The sequence below is a fragment of the Pseudomonas viridiflava genome (assembly GCF_003702045.1).
GTDB lineage: Bacteria > Pseudomonadota > Gammaproteobacteria > Pseudomonadales > Pseudomonadaceae > Aquipseudomonas > Aquipseudomonas viridiflava_C.
Genome location: NZ_RBTP01000069.1, coordinates 1 through 25,350, shown reverse-complemented (window position 1 = coordinate 25,350; position 25,350 = coordinate 1). Strand labels below are relative to the sequence as shown.

22 protein-coding genes and 1 pseudogene are annotated in these 25,350 nt (G+C 59.3%); 17 read left to right on the top strand and 6 right to left on the bottom strand.

What is annotated here, in order from left to right; translation table 11 throughout:
* Positions 1–6: 6 nt before the first annotated feature.
* A complete protein-coding gene (locus ALP40_RS20785) occupies positions 7–1,464 on the top strand; it encodes an NAD-dependent succinate-semialdehyde dehydrogenase (protein WP_122210065.1) in 1,458 nt (485 codons plus the stop codon).
* A gap of 84 nt (positions 1,465–1,548) precedes the next feature.
* Here the strand turns inward: ALP40_RS20785 and ALP40_RS20780 are convergent, their stop codons facing one another.
* Complete coding sequence (locus tag ALP40_RS20780; RefSeq protein WP_029243588.1) at positions 1,549–2,925, bottom strand: glutamine synthetase family protein; 1,377 nt, start codon at positions 2,923–2,925, stop codon at positions 1,549–1,551.
* Positions 2,926–3,200: 275 nt separating this feature from the next.
* On the opposite strand from ALP40_RS20780, the gene ALP40_RS25455 reads away from it, so the two are divergent.
* The 8 genes from ALP40_RS25455 to ALP40_RS20745 all read left to right on the top strand — a co-directional run bounded on the left by ALP40_RS25455 (position 3,201) and on the right by ALP40_RS20745 (position 11,977).
* The gene (locus ALP40_RS25455; RefSeq protein ID WP_147478349.1) at positions 3,201–3,485 is read left to right on the top strand and encodes a hypothetical protein; all 285 of its coding nucleotides are present in this window, start codon (positions 3,201–3,203) and stop codon (positions 3,483–3,485) included.
* Between the two features lie 33 nt (positions 3,486–3,518).
* Complete coding sequence (locus tag ALP40_RS20775) at positions 3,519–4,877, top strand: glutamine synthetase family protein (RefSeq protein ID WP_122210064.1); 1,359 nt, start codon at positions 3,519–3,521, stop codon at positions 4,875–4,877.
* Positions 4,878–4,943: 66 nt separating this feature from the next.
* Positions 4,944–6,311 (top strand): aspartate aminotransferase family protein, encoded by a 1,368-nt coding sequence (locus ALP40_RS20770; protein WP_122210063.1) that lies wholly within the window; start codon positions 4,944–4,946, stop codon positions 6,309–6,311.
* 307 nt (positions 6,312–6,618) lie between these two features.
* Positions 6,619–7,716 (top strand): polyamine ABC transporter substrate-binding protein, encoded by a 1,098-nt coding sequence (locus tag ALP40_RS20765; protein WP_122210062.1) that lies wholly within the window; start codon positions 6,619–6,621, stop codon positions 7,714–7,716.
* Between the two features lie 172 nt (positions 7,717–7,888).
* A complete protein-coding gene (locus ALP40_RS20760) occupies positions 7,889–8,983 on the top strand; it encodes a polyamine ABC transporter substrate-binding protein (RefSeq protein ID WP_122210061.1) in 1,095 nt (364 codons plus the stop codon).
* Between the two features lie 56 nt (positions 8,984–9,039).
* The gene (gene potA / locus ALP40_RS20755; protein ID WP_122210060.1) at positions 9,040–10,182 is read left to right on the top strand and encodes a polyamine ABC transporter ATP-binding protein; all 1,143 of its coding nucleotides are present in this window, start codon (positions 9,040–9,042) and stop codon (positions 10,180–10,182) included.
* The gene (locus ALP40_RS20750; protein ID WP_122210059.1) at positions 10,179–11,099 is read left to right on the top strand and encodes an ABC transporter permease subunit; all 921 of its coding nucleotides are present in this window, start codon (positions 10,179–10,181) and stop codon (positions 11,097–11,099) included. Before potA ends, ALP40_RS20750 begins: the two co-directional genes overlap by 4 nt.
* Entirely contained in the window at positions 11,096–11,977 is an 882-nt protein-coding gene (locus ALP40_RS20745; protein ID WP_122210058.1) for an ABC transporter permease subunit, read from the top strand. The genes ALP40_RS20750 and ALP40_RS20745 overlap by 4 nt, the downstream gene beginning before the upstream one ends.
* Positions 11,978–12,396: 419 nt before the next feature.
* Here the strand turns inward: ALP40_RS20745 and ALP40_RS20740 are convergent, their stop codons facing one another.
* Entirely contained in the window at positions 12,397–14,784 is a 2,388-nt protein-coding gene (locus tag ALP40_RS20740) for a penicillin acylase family protein (protein ID WP_122210057.1), read from the bottom strand.
* A 203-nt stretch (positions 14,785–14,987) separates the two neighbouring features.
* On the opposite strand from ALP40_RS20740, the gene ALP40_RS20735 reads away from it, so the two are divergent.
* Positions 14,988–15,929, top strand: a complete 942-nt coding sequence (locus ALP40_RS20735; RefSeq protein ID WP_122210056.1) for an alpha/beta hydrolase — start codon at positions 14,988–14,990, stop codon at positions 15,927–15,929.
* On the opposite strand, the gene ALP40_RS20730 is transcribed toward ALP40_RS20735, so the two are convergent.
* Together ALP40_RS20730 and ALP40_RS20725 are read right to left on the bottom strand one after the other, a co-directional pair.
* Positions 15,926–16,117, bottom strand: a complete 192-nt coding sequence (locus ALP40_RS20730; RefSeq protein ID WP_122210055.1) for a hypothetical protein — start codon at positions 16,115–16,117, stop codon at positions 15,926–15,928. The genes ALP40_RS20735 and ALP40_RS20730 overlap by 4 nt on opposite strands.
* Positions 16,118–16,146: 29 nt before the next feature.
* Positions 16,147–16,905, bottom strand: a complete 759-nt coding sequence (locus tag ALP40_RS20725) for a DUF2059 domain-containing protein (protein WP_122210054.1) — start codon at positions 16,903–16,905, stop codon at positions 16,147–16,149.
* Positions 16,906–17,046: 141 nt separating this feature from the next.
* On the opposite strand from ALP40_RS20725, the gene ALP40_RS20720 reads away from it, so the two are divergent.
* Both ALP40_RS20720 and ALP40_RS20715 read left to right on the top strand, forming a co-directional pair.
* Positions 17,047–17,682: a 2OG-Fe(II) oxygenase gene (locus ALP40_RS20720; RefSeq protein WP_183136075.1), complete on the top strand. Its 636-nt coding sequence runs from the start codon at positions 17,047–17,049 to the stop codon at positions 17,680–17,682.
* A gap of 111 nt (positions 17,683–17,793) precedes the next feature.
* A complete protein-coding gene (locus ALP40_RS20715; RefSeq protein WP_122210052.1) occupies positions 17,794–18,231 on the top strand; it encodes a DUF4399 domain-containing protein in 438 nt (145 codons plus the stop codon).
* A gap of 418 nt (positions 18,232–18,649) precedes the next feature.
* On the opposite strand, the gene serA is transcribed toward ALP40_RS20715, so the two are convergent.
* Positions 18,650–19,879 carry a phosphoglycerate dehydrogenase gene (gene serA / locus ALP40_RS20710; RefSeq protein ID WP_122210051.1) on the bottom strand — a complete coding sequence of 410 codons (1,230 nt, stop codon included), beginning with the start codon at positions 19,877–19,879 and terminating at the stop codon, positions 18,650–18,652.
* Between the two features lie 161 nt (positions 19,880–20,040).
* Between serA and ALP40_RS20705 the strand changes: the two genes are divergently transcribed.
* From ALP40_RS20705 to ALP40_RS20690, 4 genes are all read left to right on the top strand, one after another.
* Positions 20,041–21,435, top strand: coding sequence for an FAD-binding oxidoreductase (locus ALP40_RS20705; protein WP_122210050.1), 1,395 nt, complete (start codon positions 20,041–20,043; stop codon positions 21,433–21,435).
* A gap of 74 nt (positions 21,436–21,509) precedes the next feature.
* The gene (locus ALP40_RS20700) at positions 21,510–22,175 is read left to right on the top strand and encodes a fumarylacetoacetate hydrolase family protein (protein ID WP_122210049.1); all 666 of its coding nucleotides are present in this window, start codon (positions 21,510–21,512) and stop codon (positions 22,173–22,175) included.
* A 183-nt stretch (positions 22,176–22,358) separates the two neighbouring features.
* Positions 22,359–23,291 (top strand): SdiA-regulated domain-containing protein, encoded by a 933-nt coding sequence (locus ALP40_RS20695; protein WP_122210048.1) that lies wholly within the window; start codon positions 22,359–22,361, stop codon positions 23,289–23,291.
* Between the two features lie 110 nt (positions 23,292–23,401).
* On the top strand, positions 23,402–24,307 hold the full coding sequence (locus ALP40_RS20690; protein ID WP_181115149.1) for an SdiA-regulated domain-containing protein: 906 nt from the start codon (positions 23,402–23,404) through the stop codon (positions 24,305–24,307).
* 73 nt (positions 24,308–24,380) lie between these two features.
* Here ALP40_RS20690 and rpiA read toward each other — a convergent pair whose 3' ends face one another.
* Positions 24,381–25,052: a ribose-5-phosphate isomerase RpiA gene (gene rpiA / locus ALP40_RS20685; RefSeq protein WP_122210046.1), complete on the bottom strand. Its 672-nt coding sequence runs from the start codon at positions 25,050–25,052 to the stop codon at positions 24,381–24,383.
* A 145-nt stretch (positions 25,053–25,197) separates the two neighbouring features.
* Here rpiA and ALP40_RS20680 point away from each other — a divergent pair.
* Positions 25,198–25,350: pseudogene (locus tag ALP40_RS20680) on the top strand (pyridoxal-phosphate dependent enzyme); the annotation flags it as partial.

Genomic DNA, 25,350 nt, shown 5'->3' with positions numbered 1-25,350 from the left:
CCGACCATGCTCAAGAACCATTTGAAAGACCCCAGCCTGCTGGTAGACCGTGCTTATGTGGATGGGCAGTGGATCGTTGCCGACGACGGCGCGACACTGGACATTACCGACCCGGCAACCGGCGAGGTCATCGCTCAGGTTCCGGCCCTGCAAGGCGCTGAAACCCGTCGCGCCATCGAAGCCGCCGATCGCGCCTGGCCTGCCTGGCGCGCTCGCCCCGCTGCCGAGCGGGCAGGTTTGCTGGAGCGCTGGCACCAGGCGATGCTGGAAAACGTCGAAGACCTGGCGCTGATCATGACCCTCGAGCAAGGCAAGCCGCTGAACGAGTCGCGGGGTGAAATCCGCTACGGCGCCAGTTTCGTCAAATGGTTCGCGGAAGAAGCGCGTCGCTCTTACGGCGAAACCATTCCTGCGCCGAGCGTGGACCGTCGCCTGATGACGCTCAAGCAGCCGGTCGGCGTCTGCGCGGCCATCACGCCCTGGAACTTCCCGAATGCGATGATCACCCGCAAATGCGCACCCGCGCTGGCAGCGGGCTGCCCGATCATCGTCAAGCCTTCGGACCTCACGCCCCTTTCGGCACTGGCGTTGGCAGTGCTGGCCGAGCGTGTGGGCATTCCGGCAGGCGTGTTCAACGTCATCACCGGCATGCCAGTCGGGATCGGCGAAGAACTGACCGGCAACCCGGTGGTGCGCAAGATTTCCTTCACCGGCTCGACCGCTGTGGGCCGTTTACTGATGCGCCAGAGCGCCGAACACATCAAGCGCCTGAGCCTTGAGCTGGGCGGTAATGCCCCCTTCATCGTGTTCGACGACGCTGACCTTGAGCAGGCCGTTACAGGCATCATGCTCAGCAAGTTTCGTAATGCTGGACAGACCTGCGTGTGCGCCAACCGCATTCTGGTGCAGGACGGCATCTACGACCGCTTCGCTGCACGGCTGGTGGAAGAAGTCGCCAAGCTCAAGGTCGGCAACGGCCTGGAAGAGGGCGTTACGATTGGCCCGCTGATCAACCCGGCAGCGGTCAGCAAGGTTTCCCGGCACATCGACGATGCCCTGAGTCAGGGCGCTAAGCTGTTGTATGGCGGTATGCCTGAAGGCGACAACCAGTTCGTCCAGCCAACCGTGCTCGGTGATACCCACGCAGGCATGCTGCTGGCCAACGAAGAGACCTTCGGCCCGGTCGCACCGCTGATGCGCTTTACCGACGAAGCCCAGGCGCTGGCGCTGGCCAACGCCACGCCCTATGGTTTGGGTGCGTATTACTTCACCCAGGACCTGCGTCGTTCATGGCGTTTTGGCGAGGCGTTGGAGTTCGGCATGGTCGGGCTCAACACCGGCATCATCTCGATGGAAGTTGCGCCGTTCGGCGGCGTCAAACAGTCGGGTCTTGGCCGTGAAGGCTCCAGCTACGGTCTGGACGAGTACCTGGAAGTGAAGGCGTTTCACGTCGGCGGGCTGTAAGGCGTATCTGAAAAACCTTCGGGCACCACGAAAAACGCCGCAGCGCTCAAAGAGCTTGCGGCGTTTTTCGTTGCTCAGCCTGAATCAGACGGTGTGCAAGTACCAGTTGTACTCGAGGTCGGAGATGGAGTGTTCGAACTCCTCCAGCTCGCTCTCTTTACAGGCCACGAAGATATCGATGTATTTCGGGTCGATGTACTTGGCCATGACCGCGCTGTCGTCCAGCTCGCGCAAGGCATCGCGCAGGTTGTTCGGCAGGCTTTGTTCATGCTGCTCGTAGGAGTTGCCTTCCACCGGCGCGCCTGGCTCGATCTTGTTGACGAGGCCGTGGTGTACGCCTGCCAGCACGGAGGCCATGAGCAGGTACGGGTTGGCATCGGCACCGGCGACGCGGTGTTCGATACGTACGGCGTCTGCCGTGCCTGTTGGAACCCGGATGGCAACCGTACGGTTGTCCAGGCCCCAGGTCGGCGAGTTGGGCACGTAGAACTGGGCACCGAACCGGCGGTACGAGTTGACGTTCGGGCACAGGAACGCCATCTGCGCCGGCAGGGTCTCGAGCACACCGCCGATCGCATGACGTAATGCGGCGTTCTGCTCGGGATCCTCGCTGGTGAAGATATTCTTGCCATCGCGATCCAGGATCGAGATGTGGACGTGCAGACCATTACCTGCCTGACCCGGATAGGGCTTGGCCATGAAGGTCGTGTCCATTTCGTGGTCGTAGGCGATGTTCTTGATCAGACGCTTGAGCAGTACGGCGTAGTCGCATGCCTTGATGGCGTCGGCCACGTGGTGCAGGTTCACTTCGAATTGTGCCGGGGCGCTTTCCTTGACGATGGCGTCAGCCGGAATGCCTTGCTCTTTCGCACCTTCCAGAATGTCCTGGAGGCAGTCGACGTATTCGTCGAGGTCGTCGATCAGGTAGACCTGAGTCGAATGCGGGCGTTTGCCGGAGATCGGCGAACGCGGAGGTTGTGGACGGCCGTTCACGTTCTCCTGATCGATCAGGTAGAACTCCAGTTCGAACGCGGCGCAGATGGTCAGGCCCATTTCATCGAACTTGGCGACGACCTGGCGCAGCACTTCGCGCGGGTCGGCGAAAAACGGGTCGCCTTCGAGTTCGTGCATGGTCATCAGCAATTGCGCAGTAGGGCGCTTTTGCCAAGGCTCATTGCACAGGGTGTCGGGGATTGGATAGCAGATTCGGTCAGCATCACCGATGTCCAGGCCCAGGCCGGTGCTTTCCACCGTGGAGCCATTGATATCCAGAGCAAATAAAGAGGCAGGCAGGTTGATGCCCTTCTCGTAAACCTTATGGAGGCTGGTGCGTTCGATGCGTTTGCCACGCACCACACCATTCATATCTGCAATCAGAAGGTCAACGTACAGAACCTCAGGATGTTCCTTAAGGAACGCGTTCGCTTCATTAAGCTGAACGGCACGCGGGGGTACCGACATGATGCAACACCTTTGTTGTTAAAAATATCAATCATCAATGATTACGGGTCTCAGTCAATCCGAAAGCCATGATGAAGTCAATAGCGCTTTAATGTGCCCTCAAACTGCGCAAAACAGTCTTTTTTGCTGCACTTTGGGGCGTTTTAATCGGGCTGAAATCACTTCTAAATAGCAGTAAAAGCAGCCTGTCTTTTATTTTTAACGGGTTGTTGTATAAAAAAATGAACACGGCTAAGCTCGATTGCAACCCATAAAGCAATAAAACCGGGGGTTCAATGCTGCGCCTTCCCTTGACCGGCACACGCATGCCCAATCCGCAGAGCAGCCATCATGCCTGTGATACCCGTGCTCAGGATGCGCTATCGCTGATCGCCAAGGCTTTCGAACTGCCATTGCGCCTTACCCGTTACATTCTCAATACTGGACACTATCACTATAGCGACCTCGCCAGTGTGACGGCGGCTGCCTGGAATTGTGTCACTGCAAGTGTCACCTTACCCCTTATTGCCTTCTTAAACGAGTTGTACACCATGACGCCGACGCGTCTAAAAAACGCCTGATCGCGATCAGGACACCAAAACCCTGAGGTATTTATGAGTACCAACCTCGACCAGCTCACCGATTGGTTGAAAGAACACAAGATCACCGAAGTCGAATGCATGATGTCCGACCTCACCGGGATCACCCGCGGCAAAATCTCCCCGACCAACAAATTCATCGCTGAAAAAGGCATGCGTCTGCCTGAAAGCGTGTTGTTGCAGACGGTGACCGGCGACTACGTAGAAGACGAGATCTACTACGAGCTGCTGGACCCTGCCGACATCGACATGATCTGCCGCCCCGACCAGAACGCGGTGTACCTGGTGCCTTGGGCCATCGAGCCAACCGCGCAGGTCATTCATGATACCTACGACAAGCAAGGCAACCCCATCGAGCTGTCGCCGCGCAACGTACTCAAGAAGGTCCTCAAACTCTATGCCGACCAAGGCTGGCAGCCTATCGTGGCGCCGGAGATGGAGTTTTACCTGACCAAGCGTAGCGACGACCCGGACTACCCGCTGCAGCCTCCGGTCGGCCGCTCGGGCCGTCCGGAAACCGGTCGTCAGTCGTTCTCCATCGAAGCGGCCAACGAGTTCGATCCGCTGTTCGAGGACGTCTACGATTGGTGCGAGCTGCAGAACCTGGACCTGGATACGCTGATTCACGAAGACGGCACCGCGCAGATGGAAATCAATTTCCGTCATGGCGACGCCCTGTCGCTGGCCGACCAGATTCTGGTATTCAAGCGGACCATGCGTGAAGCCGCGCTCAAGCACAACGTGGCGGCCACTTTCATGGCCAAGCCCATGACCGGCGAGCCCGGCAGCGCCATGCACCTGCACCAGAGCATCATCGACATCGAAACCGGCCAGAACATCTTCTCCAACGAAGACGGGACGATGAGCGAGCTGTTCCTCAACCACGTCGGCGGCCTGCAGAAATTCATCCCCGAGCTGCTGCCGCTGTTCGCGCCCAACGTGAACTCGTTCCGTCGCTTTCTGCCGGACACCTCTGCGCCGGTGAACGTGGAGTGGGGCGAGGAGAATCGCACTGTCGGTCTGCGTGTGCCGGATGCCGGGCCACAGAATCGCCGGGTGGAAAACCGCCTGCCGGGCGCTGACGCCAACCCGTACCTGGCCATTGCCGCCAGCCTGTTGTGCGGCTTCATCGGCATGGTCGAAGGGATCAACCCGAGCGCGCCGGTGGTGGGTCGCGGTTACGAGCGCCGCAACCTGCGCCTGCCGCTGACCATCGAGGATGCGCTGGAGCGTATGGAAAACAGCAAAACCATCGAGAAGTACCTGGGCAAGAAATTCATCATCGGTTACGTCGCGGTCAAGCGCGCCGAGCATGAGAATTTCAAGCGGGTGATCAGCTCTTGGGAGCGCGAGTTCCTGCTGTTCGCCGTCTGACCCGGCAGAGCGCCGCTGCTCAATGCGGCGCTCGATTCACTGACTAGATTGAAAAGGACGTGCTGCATGAGTGCCAACCACAACCCGCAAACCCTCGAATGGCAAGCCCTGAGCAGCGAGCATCACTTGGCACCGTTCAGCGACTACAAACAACTGAAAGAGAAAGGCCCGCGCATCATTATCCGCGCCGACGGCGTTTATCTGTGGGACAGCGAAGGCAATCGCATTCTCGACGGCATGTCCGGCCTGTGGTGCGTGGCCATCGGCTACGGTCGCGAAGAGCTGGCCGATGCCGCCAGCAAGCAGATGCGTGAGCTGCCTTACTACAACCTGTTCTTCCAGACCGCGCATCCACCTGTGCTTGAACTGGCCAAGGCGATTTCCGACATCGCGCCGGAAGGCATGAACCACGTGTTCTTCACCGGTTCCGGCTCCGAAGGCAATGACACCATGCTGCGCATGGTTCGCCATTACTGGGCGCTCAAAGGGCAGCCGAACAAGAAGACCATTATCAGCCGCGTCAACGGCTACCACGGCTCCACGGTCGCGGGCGCTAGTCTGGGCGGCATGACGTACATGCATGAGCAGGGCGACCTGCCGATTCCGGGTATCGCTCACATCCCGCAGCCGTACTGGTTTGGCGAGGGCGGTGACATGACGCCGGATGAGTTCGGTGTCTGGGCGGCGGAGCAGTTGGAGAAGAAGATTCTTGAGCTGGGCGTTGACAACGTCGGGGCGTTCATCGCCGAGCCGATTCAGGGAGCGGGTGGCGTGATCGTGCCGCCAGATAGCTATTGGCCGAAGATCAAAGAGATCCTGTCGCGTTACGACATCCTGTTCGTGGCCGATGAAGTGATTTGTGGTTTCGGACGCACCAGTGAGTGGTTCGGTAGCGATTTTTACGGCCTGAAACCGGACATGATGACCATCGCCAAAGGCCTGACTTCCGGCTACGTGCCGATGGGCGGGCTGGTGGTGCGCAACGAAATCGTCGCGGTGCTTAACGAGGGCGGCGATTTCAACCACGGTTTCACTTACTCGGGCCATCCGGTGGCCGCCGCCGTTGCGCTGGAGAACATTCGTATCCTGCGCGAAGAAAAGATCGTCGAACGGGTCAAGTCTGAAACGGCACCATATTTGCAAAAGCGTTTGCGTGAGCTGAACGATCATCCGCTGGTGGGCGAAGTCCGTGGCGTCGGCCTGCTGGGCGCCATCGAGTTGGTCAGGAACAAGGCGACGCGGGAGCGTTACACCGACAGAGGCGCAGGCATGATCTGTCGAACCTTCTGCTTTGATAATGGCCTGATCATGCGGGCGGTAGGTGACACCATGATCATCGCGCCGCCGCTGGTGATCACGTTCGAGCAGATTGATGAGTTGGTCGAGAAGGCCCGCACGTGTCTGGATCTGACCCTGGCTGCGTTGGAAGGGTAGGAACAGGTGTAAAGCACACCTGATTGTGGGAGCGGACTTGTCCGCGAAGGGTTGGTACAGCCGATAAATGTTCAGCGACTGAAACGCAGCATTCGCGGACAAGTCCGCTCCCACCAGATTTGCTGCGTCTCAGTGGCTTGCGTTTTGTTTGATGAAAGGCAGTTATCCACAGAAAAAAGCGTTTCTTCAGCGGGATAAGGGCTGTTCGACAGGTGTCGGCTTGAAAGCCTGCCCTTGAACTTGCCAGACTAATGGCTACAAGCCGCTAATCTAATCGGTCAGTGATAAAAAAACATTGGAGCTACGCATGAAAAAATTTGGCAAGACCCTTCTCGCCCTGTCCATGATGGGTGTCGTGGCGACCGCTGCGCAGGCCGATGACAAAGTGCTGCACGTCTATAACTGGTCCGATTACATCGCGCCGGATACCGTTGCCAAATTCGAGAAAGAATCGGGCATCAAGGTGGTCTACGACGTTTTCGACAGCAACGAGACGCTCGAAGCCAAATTGCTGGCCGGCAAGTCCGGCTATGACATCGTGGTGCCGTCCAACAACTTCCTCGCCAAACAGATCAAGGCGGGCGTCTATCAGGAGCTGGACAAGTCCAAGCTGCCTGACTGGAAAAACCTGAACCCATCGCTGCTCAAGGCCGTGTCGGTCAGCGACCCGGACAACAAGCACGCCTTCCCGTACATGTGGGGCTCGATCGGTATCGGCATCAACCCGGAAAAGGTCAAGGCTGCCTTGGGTGCCGATGCGCCCGTCAACTCCTGGGACCTGCTGTTCAAGCCTGAGAACGCTGCCAAGCTGAAGTCGTGCGGCATCAGCTTCCTCGATTCGCCGACCGAGATGCTGCCGATCGCCCTGCATTACCTGGGCTACCCGACCGACTCGCAGGACAAGAAGCAACTGGCCGAAGCCGAAGCGCTGTTCATGAAGATCCGTCCTTCGATCGGCTACTTCCACTCGTCCAAGTACATCTCGGACCTGGCCAATGGCAACATCTGCGTAGCCGTCGGTTACTCGGGTGATATCTACCAGGCCAAATCCCGTGCTGAAGAAGCGGGCGGCAAGGTCAAGGTCAGCTACAACATTCCGAAAGAAGGTGCTGGCAGCTTCTACGACATGGTCGCCATTCCCAAGGATGCCGAAAACGTCGAAGGCGCTTACAAGTTCATGACCTTCCTGATGAAGCCGGAAATCATGGCCGAGATCACCAACGCGGTGCGCTTCCCGAACGGCAACGCGGCGGCTACGCCTCTGGTCGACAAGGCAATCACCAGCGATCCGGGCGTCTACCCGCCTGCTGACGTTCAGGCCAAACTGTATGCCATTGCAGATCTGCCTGCCGCGACTCAGCGGATCATGACCCGCAGCTGGACCAAGATCAAATCAGGTAAATAAGCCTGTCATGAAACCTGTGGAAGCTGCGTGGCCTGAGGGCGCGCAGCTTCCAACAGACAGGAAAATTGCCGAAAACTTTGCTGGTTGGACTCATAGACGGTAAGTTGCGCGCCGGTTTTGTCGTCCGGATGCCATCCGGCGTTCAGGCCTCTCTGTTAAAAGGATTCATGTGGTGTCTATTTCTAATTTTTCCAAAGCCTTGCTGGTGACGGCCGGGCTGACACTGGCAGCCAGTGTTCAGGCCGAATCCACCGTGCATATTTATAACTGGTCCGATTACATCGGCAAGACCACGCTGGCGGACTTCGAAGCCGCGACCGGCGTCAAGCCGATGTACGACGTGTTCGACTCCAACGAAACCCTGGAAGCCAAACTGTTGGCTGGCCGCACCGGTTATGACGTGGTGGTGCCGTCCAATCATTTCCTGGGCAAGCAGATCAAGGCGGGCGCGTTCCAGAAGCTCGACAAGTCGCTGCTGCCCAATTACAAAAACCTCGACCCGGCGCTGCTCAAGCGTCTGGAGAAGAACGACCCCGGCAACCAGTACGCCGTGCCTTACCTATGGGGCACCAACGGCATCGGTTACAACGTCGAGAAGGTCAAGGCGGCGCTGGGTGTCGACAAGATCGACTCCTGGTCTGTGCTGTTCGAGCCTGAGAACATCAAAAAGCTGTCCAGCTGCGGCGTGGCGTTCCTCGACTCCGCTGACGAAATGCTGCCAGCCATGCTCAACTACCTTGGGCTCGACCCCAACAGCACCAAGGAAGCCGACTACAAGAAGGCCGAAGCCAAGCTCATGGCGATTCGTCCTTACGTGACCTACTTCCACTCCTCCAAATACATCACTGACCTGGCCAACGGCGACATCTGTGTGGCAGCCGGTTTCTCGGGCGATGTGTTCCAGGCCAAGGCCCGCGCCGAAGAAGCCGGTAAGGGTGTGAAGCTTGCGTACAGCATTCCGAAAGAGGGCGCCAACCTGTGGTTCGACATGCTGGCGATTCCGGCTGATTCGAAAAACGTCAAAGCCGCCAGCGCATTCATCAACTACCTGCTCGATCCCAAAGTGATCGCCAAGGTCAGCGATGAAGTCGGTTATGCCAACCCCAACCCGGCCTCGGGTGAGTTCATGGACCAGACGATCCGCACCGACGCAGCGGTCTATCCGCCGCAGGAAGTGCTGGACCGGTTGTTCGTGAACAGCGAGTTGCCACCCAAGGTGCAACGTCTGATGACCCGCAGCTGGACCAAGGTCAAGTCGGGCAAATAACAATCCAGCGCCCGGCCGTTTTGGCCGGGCTGCCTATCATGTTGGGAGTTTCACCCATGGCAGTTGCCTCCGGCGCCTACAAGAAAGCCCTCGAAGGCGGTCAGCAACCCAAACAGGTGCTGGTCAAGATCGATCGCGTCACGAAAAAATTCGACGAGACGATTGCTGTGGACGACGTGTCCCTGCAAATCAACAAGGGTGAGATTTTCGCCCTGCTCGGCGGATCGGGCTCCGGCAAGTCCACACTGCTGCGCATGCTGGCAGGCTTTGAGCGCCCGACCGAGGGTCGCATTTACCTCGATGGCGTCGACATCACCGACATGCCGCCGTACGAACGCCCGATCAACATGATGTTCCAGTCGTATGCGCTGTTCCCGCACATGACCGTGGCCGACAACATTGCCTTCGGCCTCAAGCAAGACAAGCTGGCCAAGTCGGAAATCGACGCCCGCGTGGCCGAAATGCTCAAACTGGTGCAGATGACCCAGTACGCCAAGCGCAAGCCGCATCAGCTCTCTGGCGGTCAGCGTCAGCGCGTGGCCCTGGCCCGCTCGCTGGCCAAAAAACCCAAGCTGCTGCTGCTCGACGAGCCGATGGGGGCGCTGGACAAGAAGCTGCGTTCGCAGATGCAACTGGAGCTGGTGGAAATCATCGAGCGCGTGGGCGTGACCTGCGTGATGGTGACCCACGATCAGGAAGAGGCCATGACGATGGCCGAACGCATCGCGATCATGCACCTGGGCTGGATCGCCCAGATCGGCAGCCCGATCGACATCTACGAAACCCCGACCAGCCGCCTGGTGTGTGAATTCATTGGCAGCGTCAACCTGTTCGAAGGCGAAGTGATCGAGGACATGGAAGCCCATGCGCTGATCCGCAGCCTTGAGCTTGAACGCAACATCTATGTCGGCCACGGCGTGAGTACCTCCGTAGAAGACAAGAGCATCACCTACGCGCTGCGGCCGGAAAAACTGTTGATCACCACCGAGCAGCCGGGCTTCGAATACAACTGGTCACGCGGCAAGGTCCACGACATCGCGTATCTGGGCGGCCATTCGGTGTTCTACGTCGAACTGCCGGGCGGCAAGCTGGTGCAGTCCTTCGTCGCCAACGCCGAGCGCCAGGGTGCCCGGCCGACCTGGGGCGATGAAGTGTATGTGTGGTGGGAAGACGACAGCGGCGTGGTACTGCGCTCATGAAAATCCGCAAGATCAAGCGCGCCTTCGAGCGCATCAAGCCCAACGGGCGGCAGATCGTCATCGGCGTGCCGTTCCTCTGGCTGTTCCTGTTCTTTGCGCTGCCGTTCCTGATCGTTATCAAGATCAGCTTCGCCGAGGCTGACGTCGCGATCCCGCCGTACACGGAAATCTTCAGCTACGCCGAAGAAAAGCTGCAGGTGGTGTTCAACTTCGCCAACTACACCTTGCTGACCGGCGATGATCTGTACGTCTCGGCGTACCTGGGCTCGCTGAAAATGGCGTTCATCAGTACGCTGCTGTGCCTGCTGATCGGCTACCCGATGGCCTACGCCATCGCCAATGCACGCAAGGATATCCAGACCGTTCTGTTGCTGCTGATCATGATGCCGACCTGGACCGCGATCCTGATCCGGGTCTACGCCTGGATGGGCATTCTCAGCAACAACGGCCTGCTCAATGCCTTCCTGATGTGGCTGGGCCTGATCGACGAACCGTTGCAGATCCTCAATACGAACCTGGCGGTGTACATCGGCGTGGTCTATTCCTACCTGCCGTTCATGATCCTGCCACTGTATGCCAACCTCGTGAAGCACGACACCAGCCTGCTGGAGGCCGCATCCGATCTGGGCTCAAGCACCTTCAACAGCTTCTGGAAAATCACCGTGCCGCTGTCCAAGAACGGCGTGATCGCGGGTTGCATGCTGGTGTTCATCCCGGTGGTGGGCGAGTTCGTGATTCCCGAGCTGCTGGGCGGCCCGGAAACCCTGATGATCGGCCGCGTGCTGTGGCAGGAATTCTTCAATAACCGTGACTGGCCCGTGGCTTCGGCGCTGGCGGTCATCATGCTGCTGGTGCTCATCGTGCCGATCATCCTGTTCAACCGCAGTCAGGCCAAAGAACTGGAGGGCAAGGCATGAAGAGCTTTCGATTCTCGAACCTGATGCTGATCCTCGGCCTGCTGTTCATCTATGCGCCGATGGTCATTCTGGTCATTTACTCGTTCAACGCCTCGCAACTGGTGACGGTCTGGGGCGGCTGGTCGGTGAAGTGGTACGCGGGCCTGCTGGACAACTCGCAATTGATGGGCTCGGTGATGCGCTCGCTGGAAATCGCCTGCTACACGGCCATTGCGGCCGTGGCGCTGGGGACAATGGCGGCGTTCGTGCTGACCCGTATCACGCGTTTCAAGGGCAGGACGTTCTTCGGCGGGCTGGTCACGGCACCGCTGGTGATGCCGGAAGTGATCACTGGCTTGTCGCTGTTGCTGCTGTTCGTGGCGATGGCGCAGCTGATTGGCTGGCCACAGGAACGCGGCATCGTGACCATCTGGATCGCGCACACCACGTTCTGTTCGGCTTACGTGGCGGTCGTGGTGTCGGCGCGCTTGCGTGAGCTGGACCTGTCGATTGAAGAGGCGGCGATGGACCTGGGGGCGCGTCCGTGGAAAGTGTTCTTCCTGATCACCATCCCGATGATCGCGCCCTCTCTGGCGGCGGGCGGCATGATGTCGTTCGCGCTGTCGCTGGATGACCTGGTGCTGGCCAGCTTCGTGTCCGGGCCTGGCTCGACCACCTTGCCGATGGAAGTGTTCTCGGCGGTGCGCCTGGGCGTGAAGCCTGAGATCAACGCCGTGGCGAGTCTGATTTTGCTGGCCGTGTCGCTGGCCACTTTCCTGGTCTGGTTCTTCACCCGCCGTGCGGAAAACAACCGCAAGCGCGCGATCCAGCAAGCCATTGAGGAAAGCGCTGCCGAATCCTGGAAGCAACCCGACCCACGCCGCGCTCCGGCTGCGTGATGGTCAAGGCTGCTGTCTGGCCTGTCTCGCGGCAATAAGGGCCTCGTGGGGGGAGGCTTGCCGGCGATGGGGTCCGTTCAGTCACAGGTGCTGTGCCTGGGGGACCGAATCGCCGGCGAGCCGCCTCTTATCAAACAACCTATAAGCCACTGAAGAAACGCGATTGGGTGAGAGCGGGCTTGTCCGCGAAAAGGCCGGTACAACTGACGCAGATGCAGCGGCTGAAAATCTGCATTCGCGGACAGGTCCTCTCCCACTGAGTTTGCCGCGCGACAGCGCTACGTCGAAGACGTGGTGGGGCCTCCCACGAATGGCATCTAGTCAGTCAGTACATGTTGTTGGCCACGATCTGCTCCACGCTTCAGCCTGAAAACGCCTCTTGAGACGCTCGGCGTCATGCCCGCGGTCAGGGTCTTCTGTCATTGCCCCGGCACGAACCTAAGCACGCCTTCGGTATGCTCGGCGACGTCCTGCTCGCTGAAGTGCTGCTTCATGTACTCGCCGTTGATGTAGGCCTTGGCCTGATCCGAGTAATGCTTGTCGAACGGCACGCCGCTTTGGCCGACGGGGTTGATGCCCAAGCTGTTGGCCGGGTCGGCGAAGTCGATGATGCGGCGCGTCGAGGGACCATAGTTCACGGGCCACGGCGCAGGACGAATGCTGGAAGACAAGTTGTTCGGCACCTCATGGGTGCCCGGTGCGGGGTAAGGGCCAACATTCAGGATTTTATCCAGTGGCTTTTGCGAGCCTAGCGGATGCCCCTGAGTCAGCGTGTGGGCTTTGCCCCAGACCCATTCGTCCGGGTTGTTGCCGTACAGGGATTTCAGGTGAGAAACGCTGGCGCGCCACGCAACCTTGACGGTATTGGCGCGGCTTTCCTCGTGAGGTGAGTTGCGGTTGTTCCACCAGGGCGAATCGGCATCGGCGGCCAGACGCGGCAGGGCCATGTCGAGCGAGCGCGTCGTGAGCAGCGTGTGGAACAGGTCATCGCCCAGTTCGTCATGGAAAGTTTCTTCGGTGAGGTCGAACAGGAACTGATTGAACAGCGTCGCGCCGACCGAACCCACCGAGTACTCACCGTTCCAGCTCGCCAGCCGCTCGACCAGCGCCAGTTCTTCAGGGTCGGTGACGACACTGCGCAAGACCGGAATCAAAGGCCTCAGGATGCTCGGGGCGTAATCGGTGCGGGTGCCCAGTTGCAGCTTCTTGCTGGCCTCCAGGTCCCATTTCACTGACGCATCGCTCAGTTGGCGATCAAGCTGTTGGCCGCGTTCCGGTGGGTTGTAGTAGCCCGGAATCTCCATGCCGGTGGGCGAGAGCGGCTGGAAGTTGGCAGATACGATGTAGCCGCGTGCCGGGTTTTCTTCCTGCGGGTTGGCGCTGAAGGGATAGAAACCCAGCTTATCGGCCTGCGCCGTACTGCCATCGAGGATATAAGCCGGGTTGACGCCTTCCGGCCGGATCGGCAATTGCGCTGTAGCCCACCAGCCAATGTCACCCTTGGCGTTGGCCCATACGATGTTCAGGCCGGGCGCTTGGATCTTCTCGGCCGCGCTGCGCATCTTCTCTCGCGTGTCGGCGCGGTTGGCCTCATAGAAACCGTCCAGCACAGGGTTCTCCGACACCAGAAACGACCACCACAGGGCGACGGGCGTCTGACCCGCGTTCTTGCCCATCGCATCATTGACGATAGGCCCGTGCGGCGACTCCAGCAGGCTCAGGCTAACTGGCGCTTCGCCCTTGACCGCAATCTGCTGTTCGGTACGGGTCATCTCGACCCATTGGCCGTGATACCAGACTTGGTTCGGGTTTTCGGGATTGGTCTTCTCGGCGATCAGGTCCATGTCGTCGTTCTGGAACATGGTCAGGCTCCAGCCGAAGTCCATGTTGTGGCCCAGAAACGCGAACGGGTTCAGCGGCTGAAAGTGCCCATACAGTTCGAAGCCCGGCGCTGACAGCTGCGCTTCGTACCAGGCCGCCGGTACCGAGAAGCGAATGTGCGGGTCGCCCGCCAGAATGGGTTTGCCGCTTTGCGTGCGACTGCCGGAAACCGCCCAGGCATTGCTGCCTTCGAATTGCGGAAGGCCTGCCTGTTCGAACGCTTCATTGCTCAATTTAGCGAGCGCACCCAGGCCTTTCCAGTCCAGATTGGCCAGCGCGGGTTTCTGGTCCAGCATGCCGGTAGGGTGCCAGTCCAGATCGAATACCTTGAGGTACTGCGGCCCCAACCGGTCGCGCACATAGGTTAGCAATGGCTCGGTACGCAATGCCGACGCAAAGCTGTAGGCCAGATAGCCGCCGATGCTGAGCGTGTCTTCAGCGCTGAAAGGCCGCTTGGGGATGCCCAGTGCGTCGAACTCCATCGGACTTGCGTGGGTGTCCTGATACTGGTTGATGCCATCGAGATACGCTTCAAGGGCCTTCCACATCGGCGTGTTCTTGTCCTGACGCGCCACATAGGCCGCTGCGTGATCTCGGATGCGCAGGCTGCGGAACAGTTTGTCGGTCTCGATCAGCTTTGGCCCCAGGATTTCGGCCAGCTCGCCACGCGACAGGCGCCGTATCATTTCCATCTGGAACAGTCGGTCCTGGGCCTGCACATAACCCAGGGTGCGATACAGGTCTGCCTCGTTCTTGGCGCGGATGTGAGGCACGCCGCGCTCGTCATAACTCACGCTGACCGGTGCCTGCAGGTGATTCATGGCAACCTCGCCATCACGCACCGGCTGCTTGCTGTAGACGTACCAGCCTGCACCGCTGGCAACGGCGGCGATGACGATGGCAAGAACGATCAGGCTGCGTTTCATCCGTTTCCTCGAATGTGTGGCGTATTGCGGGGATGAAGGCTACCGTTTTGACTCGGTGCTGGGTAGTGAAGATACCAGGCAGATACACTGGCCGAGTTCTTTGAAAACGCGCTGACTGTGCCCGTCCGGCTTGCCATGACGGGGCAGACAGATGAATATCCCAGCATCATTTCTTGCGACGCTCGCCCGAAACTGGAAAGCCCATGTCCGTCACGTTCGACCCCGATAATCTGCGCGCCAGCCTGTTGCCATTGAGTGTCATCGATCCGCTCTCCCTGGATGGGTTGGCGTATCAGCGTTTCTACGGGCTTTGCGGATTGGGCGGTGAGAACGTCATTCGCAGTTGGCTGGGGCGTCTGGATGTTGCGGGATACGAAATCGTCGGCCAGGTCTGGATACCCGAAAACGCCGTGGCGACCCTGTTTCTGTTCCACGGCTTCTACGACCACATGGGGCTTTACCGGCACGTCATCGAATGGGCATTGGGGCAGGGCTTTGCGGTGATCTCCTGTGACCTGCCGGGGCATGGGCTTTCCAGCGGCAGTCGTGCGAGCATCAACGATTTTGCGGAGTATCAGACCGTGCTCCAGCAACTGTTGCTGGAAGCGCAAACCCTCGGGCTGCCGCAACCCTGGCATCTGTGCGGGCAGAGCACTGGCGGTGCCATCGTGATCGATCATCTGCTTAATCAGGGGGCCGACAGCCCGGCGCAGGGGCAGGTCATCCTGCTGGCGCCGCTGGTGCGACCCCGCGCGTGGGGTTGGTCGCGGCTCAGCTATCACCTGATCAAGCCCTTCGTGACCGGAATCGCCCGGCGCTTCACCGAAAACTCGAACGCCCCGGCCTTTCTGCCGTTTCTGCTCGCGGACCCGCTACAGCCCAATCGGCTGCCCACCGCCTGGGTAGGAGCCTTGGCGAAGTGGATCGTGCGGATCGAGAGTGCGCCACGCAGTACGCGCAGCCCGCTGATCATTCAAGGCGAGGCGGACATGACCGTCGATTGGGCGCACAACCTGAACGTCCTGAAGGCCAAGTTCAGCGAGCCGCAGATCCTGATGCTCGGCCCCGCCCGTCACCATTTGGCCAACGAGCTGCCCGAACTGCGGACGCGGTACTTTGACTTTCTGGCAGCGCGATTGCGTTAAGGCCTGCGGGTTGTACCGGCGGACAACGCCTTGACCTGACGGCGCAGGCGGAAGTTGTCGGCAGCCATTGCAGCGGTCATGACCAGACCCAGTACGCCAAAGGCGTCCTGACCCAGTTTCGACCAGAACAGCCAAGCCAGAATTGCCATCACGATTGCGGTGGCAATGAGCGCGATTGAGTCTTTCATAGGGTCCTTCCTGGACTTGGCTGACGGTTCTACTGCGCAGGGGTGAGGCTTGAAGTGCTTTGGCCGACGGCCAGTCCTGCGCGAATCGCGGCCAGTGCGGCCTGATAATACGCCTTGCCTTCAGGGGATTCGGCGAAGGTCGAGAATTCTTCCAGTTCAGGATCCGACAGGTCGCGGTACACGTACAGCAGTGTGTTGTTCAGGTCTGCGCTGATCTGCGCCATCAACCGCTCGCGCTGGCCTTCGAGCATGCCCTGCGCCTGGCCACCGCCCAGCAGGCCGGGAATCATCTGGCTCAAGCTGTCTGCTGCAACCCCGGCAATGGCCAGGCTGACTTCGGCACCCGCCTGTTTGGCTGGCAGCGCTTGAGCCAGGTGGCCGATCAGCAACTGGCGGGTCGCGTCGGCTTCGATGTGCGGCAGTCCGTCGGCATGTTTGGCCAACTGATCTGCGCGTGTGGCGGTGAGTTCGGCGTTGACGATCTTGCGGCCCAATGGCGACTGGAAGAACTGCAGGGAGGGCGCAGGGTCTTTGAGGCTTTCGCGCAGGCGGCGCGCGGCGCGCTGATCCATAGCCTGCGGTGCGAAACGCTGATTGCTGTTATTGACCAGCGCCTGGAAAACCGCAGGCGGCAGGTTGTTCTGATAGCGCTGTTGCGCGGCTTTCAAGGCATCGTTGAAGTGCGCGCGCTGTTCCGGCCAGCCGGCGGCCTTGTACAACTGGTCATAGCTGTCTGCCCAGGCAGGCGCAGTACATAACATCAACAACACAACAAACAAACGGCGCATTAGGGACTCCTGTCGGCAGGTCGCTATTCTCCGGGTGTTACCGGGGGCTTGTCGAGTTATCACTGCCCTTGCGAAGCGAAATCTGCGGCATATGACACTACGTAAACGCGCCTCTGTCGGATTTCAGGGCTTATGGATATGATGCGCCGCATGCGCATACCCTCCGATCACCCACTGCTGCTACGAATCGTCGACGACCTGGCCGCAAACGGCTGGTCGCAGCAGAATATTTTCCTGCCCGAAAGTTTGACCCTGGAACTGGAACAAGAGTGCCGCAAGCGTGCTGCCGAAGGTGAGCTTGAGCCTGCCGGTGTGGGTCGAGGTCCTGCGCAGGAGGTGCGAGAGGGTATTCGCGGTGACCGAATCCAGTGGCTGGAGACTGGGCAGGCGAGTTGCTGCGACAGTTATCTGGCGCTTATGGACAGCCTGCGTCAGGCGTTGAATCGCGGTCTGTTTTTAGGGCTTGAGGATTACGAAAGCCATTTTGCCCAGTATCCACCCGGCGCGTTCTACTTGCGTCATGTGGACCGCTTTCGCGACGACGACAAGCGCATGGTGTCGGCGGTGCTGTACCTCAACAATGCCTGGCTGCCGGAACACGGCGGTCAGTTGCGCATGTACCTCAAGGGTGAGGTGGCGTACGACGTGCAGCCTACCGGCGGCTGCCTGGTGGTGTTTCTTTCCGGCGAGATCCCCCATGAGGTGCTGCCCGCGACCCGCGACCGGCTCTCGTTGACGGGCTGGTTCCGGCGTCGTGGCAACGAGCTGTTCCCCTGATCGATACCTGCGCTTCATGAAAACTGTTTCATGAACACGTCCGGACCTTGAAGCGCCGGCCGGGCTATCGTGGCAGCCTTCGTCATTCCGTCAACCGTGTCTGGAGAGATCATGAAGTCGTTATTTTCTGGAGCTGTCGTTGCGAGCGTTCTGTTGAGTGCTTCCATGCTGGTCAGCGCTGCCGATATCCCGCGCACCGCCTCGGCGGCGGGTGCCGAGGTTTACATCATTTCGCCCAAGGACGGTGAAACCGTCACCTCGCCCTTCAAGGTGCAGTTCGGGCTCAAGGGCATGGGCGTTGCACCGGCCGGTGTGGATGTTCCGGAAACCGGTCACCACCATTTGCTGATCGACGTGAAGGACCAGCCTGCGATGGATGCACCGCTGCCCATGACTGACAATATCCGGCATTTCGGCAAAGGCCAGACTGAAACCGAAGTGAATCTGCCGCCAGGTCAGCACACCCTGCAACTGCTGGTGGGCGACAAGAGCCACATCCCGCTGAACCCGAGCGTCGAGTCGAAGAAGATCACGATTAATGTGAAGTGACCGTCAGCCTCCTTTAGGGCGGACACACAGTCCGGCGTCACTGTCGGGAAGTGGAGCGTCTACAAACGCATTCCCATGCGAAGCGCTAATCGTCATGCACGCGGCCAGCGGACTGTGGGAGGTCCCGCCACGTTTCGATGTAGCGCTGTCGCGCAGCAAACACCCGACCGTGGGAGCGGATCGGGCGGCGTTCCGTTTGTCCGCACCGGCAGCAAAGCCTGCGCATGCGGTGTATCAGCTGCAATCCGGGGCCGCTGCGCAGCTCATCGCTGCCGTCGTAATCTCCGAGAGCGCCCACTCCCTCTGGGCAGAAGCAGATTTCAGTGCTTCTTCAGCAGCAAGGTATTCGATAAGAGGCTGACCCGCGAACCACAAAAAAGGAGACCCGAAGGTCTCCTTTTTTATGGCAGTGCGGCGATCAGAACAGAACGCGGCTGCGGATGGTGCCTTTGATGTGCTGCAGTTTCTCTTGCGCCAGGTCCGAGTATTCGGCGTCGACGTCGATCACCACGTAACCGACTTTCTCGTTGGTCTGCAGGAACTGACCGGAGATGTTGATGCCGTTCTCGGCGAAGACCTTGTTGATCTCGCTGAGTACGCCCGGGATGTTTTCGTGGATGTGCAGCAGGCGGTGCTTGCCAGGGTGAGCGGGCAAGGCCACTTCCGGGAAGTTGACCGAGGACACCGACGTACCGTTGTCGCTGTACTTGACCAGCTTCTCTGCCACTTCCAGACCGATGTTGGCCTGCGCTTCGGCAGTGGAACCGCCAATGTGCGGGGTCAGGATCACATTGTCCAGGCCACGCAGCGGGCTTTCGAAAATGTCGTCGTTGGAGCGAGGCTCGACCGGAAACACGTCGATGGCCGCGCCGATCAGGTGCTTGTCCTTGATCGCTGCCGCCAGGGCTTCCAGCTCGACCACGGTGCCGCGCGCTGCGTTGATCAGGATCGCGCCTTTCTTCATGGCACGGATTTCCTTCTCGCCGATCATCCACTGGGTGGACGGCAGCTCAGGCACGTGCAGCGAAACGATGTCGGCCATCCCCAGCAGCTCGTTCAGGCTGGTGACCTGGGTCGCGTTACCCAGTGGCAGCTTGGTCAGCGGGTCGAAGAAGAAGACCTGCATGCCCAGACCTTCAGCCAGAACCGACAGCTGTGTGCCGATCGAGCCGTAGCCGATGATGCCCAGCTTCTTGCCCCGGATTTCGAACGAGTTGGCTGCGCTCTTGATCCAGCCGCCACGGTGGCAGGATGCGTTCTTCTCAGGGATGCCGCGCAGCAGCAGGATGGCCTCGGCCAGCACCAGTTCGGCAACGGAGCGTGTGTTGGAGTACGGCGCGTTGAACACCGCGATACCGCGTTCACGTGCAGCGCCCAGATCGACCTGGTTGGTGCCGATGCAGAAGCAGCCGACCGCGACCAGTTTCTTGGCGCAATCGAACATCTCTTCGGTCAGTTGGGTGCGGGAGCGGATACCGATGAAATGAGCGTCGGCGATCTTTTCCTTCAGTTCGGCTTCCGGCAGAGACTTGGTGTGGTACTCGATGCTGGTATAGCCAGCTGCCTTGAGGACGTCGACGGCGGATTGGTGGACGCCTTCGAGAAGAAGGAACTTGATCTTGCTCTTGTCGAGGGAAGTCTTGCTCATCTGCGTAAACCTGTGTCCCGAAGAAAATTGGCAGGGGGTGGCCGAAACGGCGTCAGGCGCTGTTCACGGGGGGCGTATGCTAGCATAAGCCCCCCGCGAAACCCCATTCTTGAACGTGAACCGTTCTCAGGATGCCCATGAATTGTTCGAGAGTTGAGTCCATGACCCATCCCGCTTTGATTGATGAGCTCAAGACCCTGGTCGACCCCGGCAAAGTGCTGATCGACGAGGATTCCCTGCAGACTTACGGCAAGGACTGGACCAAACAATTCACCCCGGCTCCGCTGGCCATCGTATTCCCCAAAACCACCGAGCAGGTTCAGGCCATCGTGCGTTGGGCCAACGAGCGCCTGGTCGCGCTGGTGCCATCGGGTGGCAGAACGGGCCTCTCCGCAGCCGCGGTTGCAGCCAATGGGGAGGTGGTGGTTTCGTTCGACTACATGAACCAGATTCTGGACCTCAATCTGACCGACCGCACTGCCGTCTGCCAGCCGGGTGTCATCACCCGCCAGTTGCAGGCGATGGCGGAAGAAAACGGCCTGTATTACCCGGTCGATTTCGCTTCATCCGGATCCAGCCAGATTGGCGGCAACATCGGCACCAATGCGGGCGGGATCAAGGTGATTCGCTACGGCATGACCCGCAACTGGGTCGCGGGCCTTAAGGTCGTGACTGGCAAGGGCGATCTGCTGGAACTGAATAAAGACCTGATCAAGAACGCCACCGGTTACGATCTGCGCCAGCTGTTCATCGGCGCCGAGGGCACGCTGGGGTTCGTGGTCGAAGCGACCATGCGCCTGGACCGTGCCCCGCGCAACCTGACCGCGATGGTGCTGGGCACCACCGACTTCAATTCGATCATGCCGGTACTGCATGCGTTTCACGGCAAGCTCGACCTCACCGCTTTCGAATTTTTCTCCGACAAGTCCTTCGCCCGGGTCATGGCGCGGGGTGACGTGCCGTCGCCGTTCGATACGCCTTGTCCGTTCTATGTGCTGCTGGAATTTGAAGCCACCACCGAGGACCTGGCCGATCAGGCGCTGGCGACCTTCGAGCATTGTGTGGAGCAGGGCTGGGTGCTGGACGGCGTGATGAGCCAGAGTGAGCAGCAGCTGCGCAATCTGTGGAAGCTGCGCGAGTACATCTCTGAAACCATCTCGCACTTCACGCCCTACAAGAACGACATCTCGGTGACTGTCTCGAAAGTGCCTGAATTTTTGGCAGAAATTGACGCCATCGTCGGTGAGCACTATCCCGATTTCGATGTGCTCTGGTACGGCCACATCGGCGACGGCAACCTGCACCTGAACATTCTCAAGCCGGAAAGCCTCGACAAGGATGAGTTCTTCGTCAAATGTGCCCGTGTCAACAAATGGGTGTTCGAGACGGTCGAGAAATACAACGGCTCGATTTCCGCCGAGCACGGCGTCGGGATGACCAAGCGCGATTACTTGACCTACAGCCGCTCGCCGGTGGAAATCGAGTACATGAAAGCCCTGAAGGCGATCTTCGACCCGAACGGGATCATGAACCCCGGTAAAATATTCGCTGTTTGATCACTGCCGTAGCGATACCCAAAGCCTTATAAAAACCTCATAAAAGCCGCATCTTTTCAGACTCAGGAGACGTCATGAGCTACCAGCACAAATATGTCGATGGAACGAATATTCACTTCCCTCTTGGCAAAGTGGTGTGTATCGGTCGCAATTACGCTGAGCACGCCAAGGAGCTGGGCAACCCTGTTCCTACCGAGCCGCTGATCTTCATGAAGCCGGGCAGCGCGGTGGTTGCGCTGGAAGGCGGTTTTACCATTCCGTCCGACCGTGGCTCGGTGCATTACGAAGCTGAGATCGTGGTACTGATCGGCAAGCCGCTGACCAAGAACCCGTCCCGCGAAGAAGTGCTGGATGCCATCAGCGGTTTCGCTCCGGGTCTGGATTTGACGCTACGTGACGTGCAGTCGCGTCTGCGTGAAAAAGGTCTGCCTTGGGAGTTGGCCAAGTGCTTCGATGGCGCAGCGGTGATCGCCCCCTTTGTACCGGCTGAAACGTTCCCCGACCTGACCGACATCGGCATTCGCCTGACCATCAACGGCAAGGTCGTCCAGGATGGTAACAGCAGCCTGATGCTCAACCCGATCGTGCCGATGATCCAGCACATGGCCGCCAACTTCTCGTTACAGGCTGGCGACATCATTATGACGGGTACGCCAGCGGGCGTCGGTCCGTTCGAAGCCGGTGACCAGATCGTCCTCGAGCTGGGTGGCCAGACGCCTTTCGAGAGCGTCGTTCGCTAATTGGATTGACTACGTTTCACCTCCCAAAGCCACCCGGATCAACGCCCGGGTGGCTTTTGTCTGTCCGGTGGGTAATAGTTCCGACGGATTTGCGTTTTTTTCACACCTGTTCTGGATAATCCTGCCCGCCCCGTTTGGGGCAATACGCCACATCGACGTTATTTCTGCTCGGGAACACCTTGAATGCCCCTTCCTGCCCAAACGCTGCCTGCCTCCAAGAAACGCTTTGCTTTCATCCGAAGTCTGCGCTGGTACTCGTGGCTGTTGCTGGTGGCGGTCATGGGGTACGGTCTGGCGTTTGCCATGCACTGGGATGACCGTGCCGTGCTCTGGTTGCAGGAAAGCTTCGAAAACAAGGCGGGCCGCAGCGCAAGCATCTGGTTGCCGGACTACCATGTGGATATCGATGCCAAAGCGTTGCCAGGCATGGAAAAAGACGAGGCGTCGGACCTTTCTTATAACCCGGTGACCAAGACCCTGTTCGCCGTCATGGGCAAGAACGCGTTTCTGGTCGAGCTGACGCTCACCGGCGATGTACTGCGCAAGATCCCGCTGGTCGGCTGGAGCAATCCCGAGGGCGTGGCGGTGATGAATGATGGGCTGATCGCGATCACCGACGAGCGTCAGCACCAACTGACCATCGTCAAAGTGACGCCTGAAACGACCACACTCAACCTCGCCGATTTCCCGAAATACGACCTGGGCAAATCCGAAAACCAGAACAAGGGGTTCGAAGGCATCGCCTGGGACCCGCGTCGTCAGCAGCTGATTCTTGGCGAAGAACGGCCTGCAGCGCTGTTTACCTGGGGCAGCGATGGCAGTGATGTACTCAAGGGCGAAAAGCAGAAGCTGCCCAGCCGTTCGCTGGACATGCGCAACCTGTCGTCATTGAGCATCGATCCGCGTACCGGCCACATGCTGGCGCTGTCGGCGGACTCGCACCTGTTGCTGGAAGTGGACGAGCAGGGTGAGCAGGTCAGTTTCATGGCCTTGCTGGGCGGGATGAATGGCCTTAAAGAAACCATTCCGCGTGCTGAAGGCGTTGCGCTGGATGAAGCAGGAACGTTGTACATGGTGAGCGAACCGAACCTGTTCTACTCGTTTCGCAAACATTGAGCCAGGACGGCTGGTTACATAACCGGTAAAAAATAGCACTACGCCATTAAGCTTGCTTTCAGAATGGCGTGCTATCAATGCCGTCCGCTCAACCTTTCCGAGTCACCCCAATGCGTCGCTCTACCCGCTCTTTGCTTCTGCTTCTGCTCCTTGTGCCATTGATTATGCTGTTGGTGGTTGCCAACCAGCGATACCGTTTTGTAGAGCGCGCCCAGTTCGACTGGCAAATGTACTGGCAAACCGATTCTCAGGAAGCCATCGGCCTTGACCAATACCGTGCCGTTATCGAAGGCATGGTCATTGATGGGCTGACCGACGACGTTTCTGGACTGAGTTTCGATCCGGATCGTAAAAGCCTGTTCACCGTCACCAACCAGAACGCCGAAATGGTCGAGCTGAGTCTGGACGGTCATGTCCTGCGGCGCATCAAGTTGATCGGCTTCGGTGACGCAGAGGCGGTTGAATACATAAGCCCCGGCGTCTACGTGATCAGCGACGAACGTCAGCAGCGCTTGATCAAGGTGCGCATCGACGACACAACGCAGTCGCTGGATGCCGCCAACGCCGAGCAACTGACACTCGGACTCAACGCCGGTGGCAACAAAGGCTATGAAGGCCTGGCCTACGACCGTCATAACAAACGCCTGTTCGTCGCTCGCGAGCGAGATCCGGTGCAGATCATCGAAGTCCGGGGTTTTCCCAAGAGCAGCGCCGAGGGCCCGAGCAATCTGCAGGTGATTGCCGACAGCAAACGCGATGCCGGCCTGTTCGTGCGTGATCTTTCTAGTCTGCAATTCGATCAGAACAGCGGTCATCTGCTGGCGCTGTCCGATGAGTCCAAGCAGATCGTCGAGCTGGATGTCGACGGCCGCCCGATTGGCAGCAGTTCGCTGAAAAAAGGCCAGATGGGCTTGAGCAAGAGCGTGCCGCAGGCCGAAGGTGTCGCGATGGACGACGACGAGGTGCTGTATCTGGTGAGCGAGCCGAATCTGTTCTATGTGTTTCGCAAACCGTAGCGCGTTACAAAACAGCCGCTTCCCTGAAATGAAAATGCCCACGCAAAGTGGGCATTTTTTCACGCCATAACGCTTAGCGGGTCAGTGTTTTTACGCCGTCGGCCGTACCCAGCAACAGCAGATCTGCCGGACGTGCAGCGAACAGGCCGTTGGTGACCACGCCGACGATGGCATTGATCTGTACTTCCAGCTCCGCCGGGTTGGTGATGCTCATGTTATGCACATCGATAATGATGTTGCCGTTATCGGTCAGCACGCCTTCGCGGTAGACCGGGTCGCCGCCCAGCTTCACCAGTTGGCGAGCCACATGGCTGCGCGCCATCGGAATGACTTCAACCGGCAGCGGGAAAGCGCCGAGCACCGGCACCAGCTTGCTGCCATCGGCGATGCAGATGAAGGTTTTCGCGACGGCCGCTACGATCTTTTCGCGGGTCAGGGCTGCGCCGCCGCCCTTGATGAGGTTCAGGTGCTCGTCACTCTCGTCCGCGCCATCGACGTAGAACTCTAGGTCGCTGACGGTATTGAGTTGATACACCGGAATGCCGTGGCCCTTGAGGCGTGCAGCGGTGGCTTCGGAGCTGGCGACTGCGCCGTCGAAGGCGGCCTTGTGTTTGGCCAGCGCATCGATGAAGCAGTTGGCCGTGGAGCCGGTGCCAACGCCCACAATGCTCTTGTCGTCGAGCTTTGGAAGGATGAAATCGACAGCTGCCTGAGCGACTGCCTGTTTGAGTTGATCCTGGGTCATGCGGGCTCCACGGTGCCAGAGGGATGCAAAAGGGCCCGCATTATAGCGGCGACTGCGGCGCAAAGCCCCGTCATTCGTGTGGTCGTGCATCGGAGCGCGGGGTAAACTTGCCGGTCTTGCCCTTTCCGCCAGTGATGTCGTCCCGATGCTCGAACAGTACGTCAAGAAAATCCTCACTTCTCGCGTCTACGACGTCGCCATCGAAACCCCGCTGCACGGCGCGCGGCAGCTGTCCGAGCGGCTCGGCAATCAGGTCTTGCTCAAGCGCGAAGACTTGCAGCCGGTGTTCTCGTTCAAG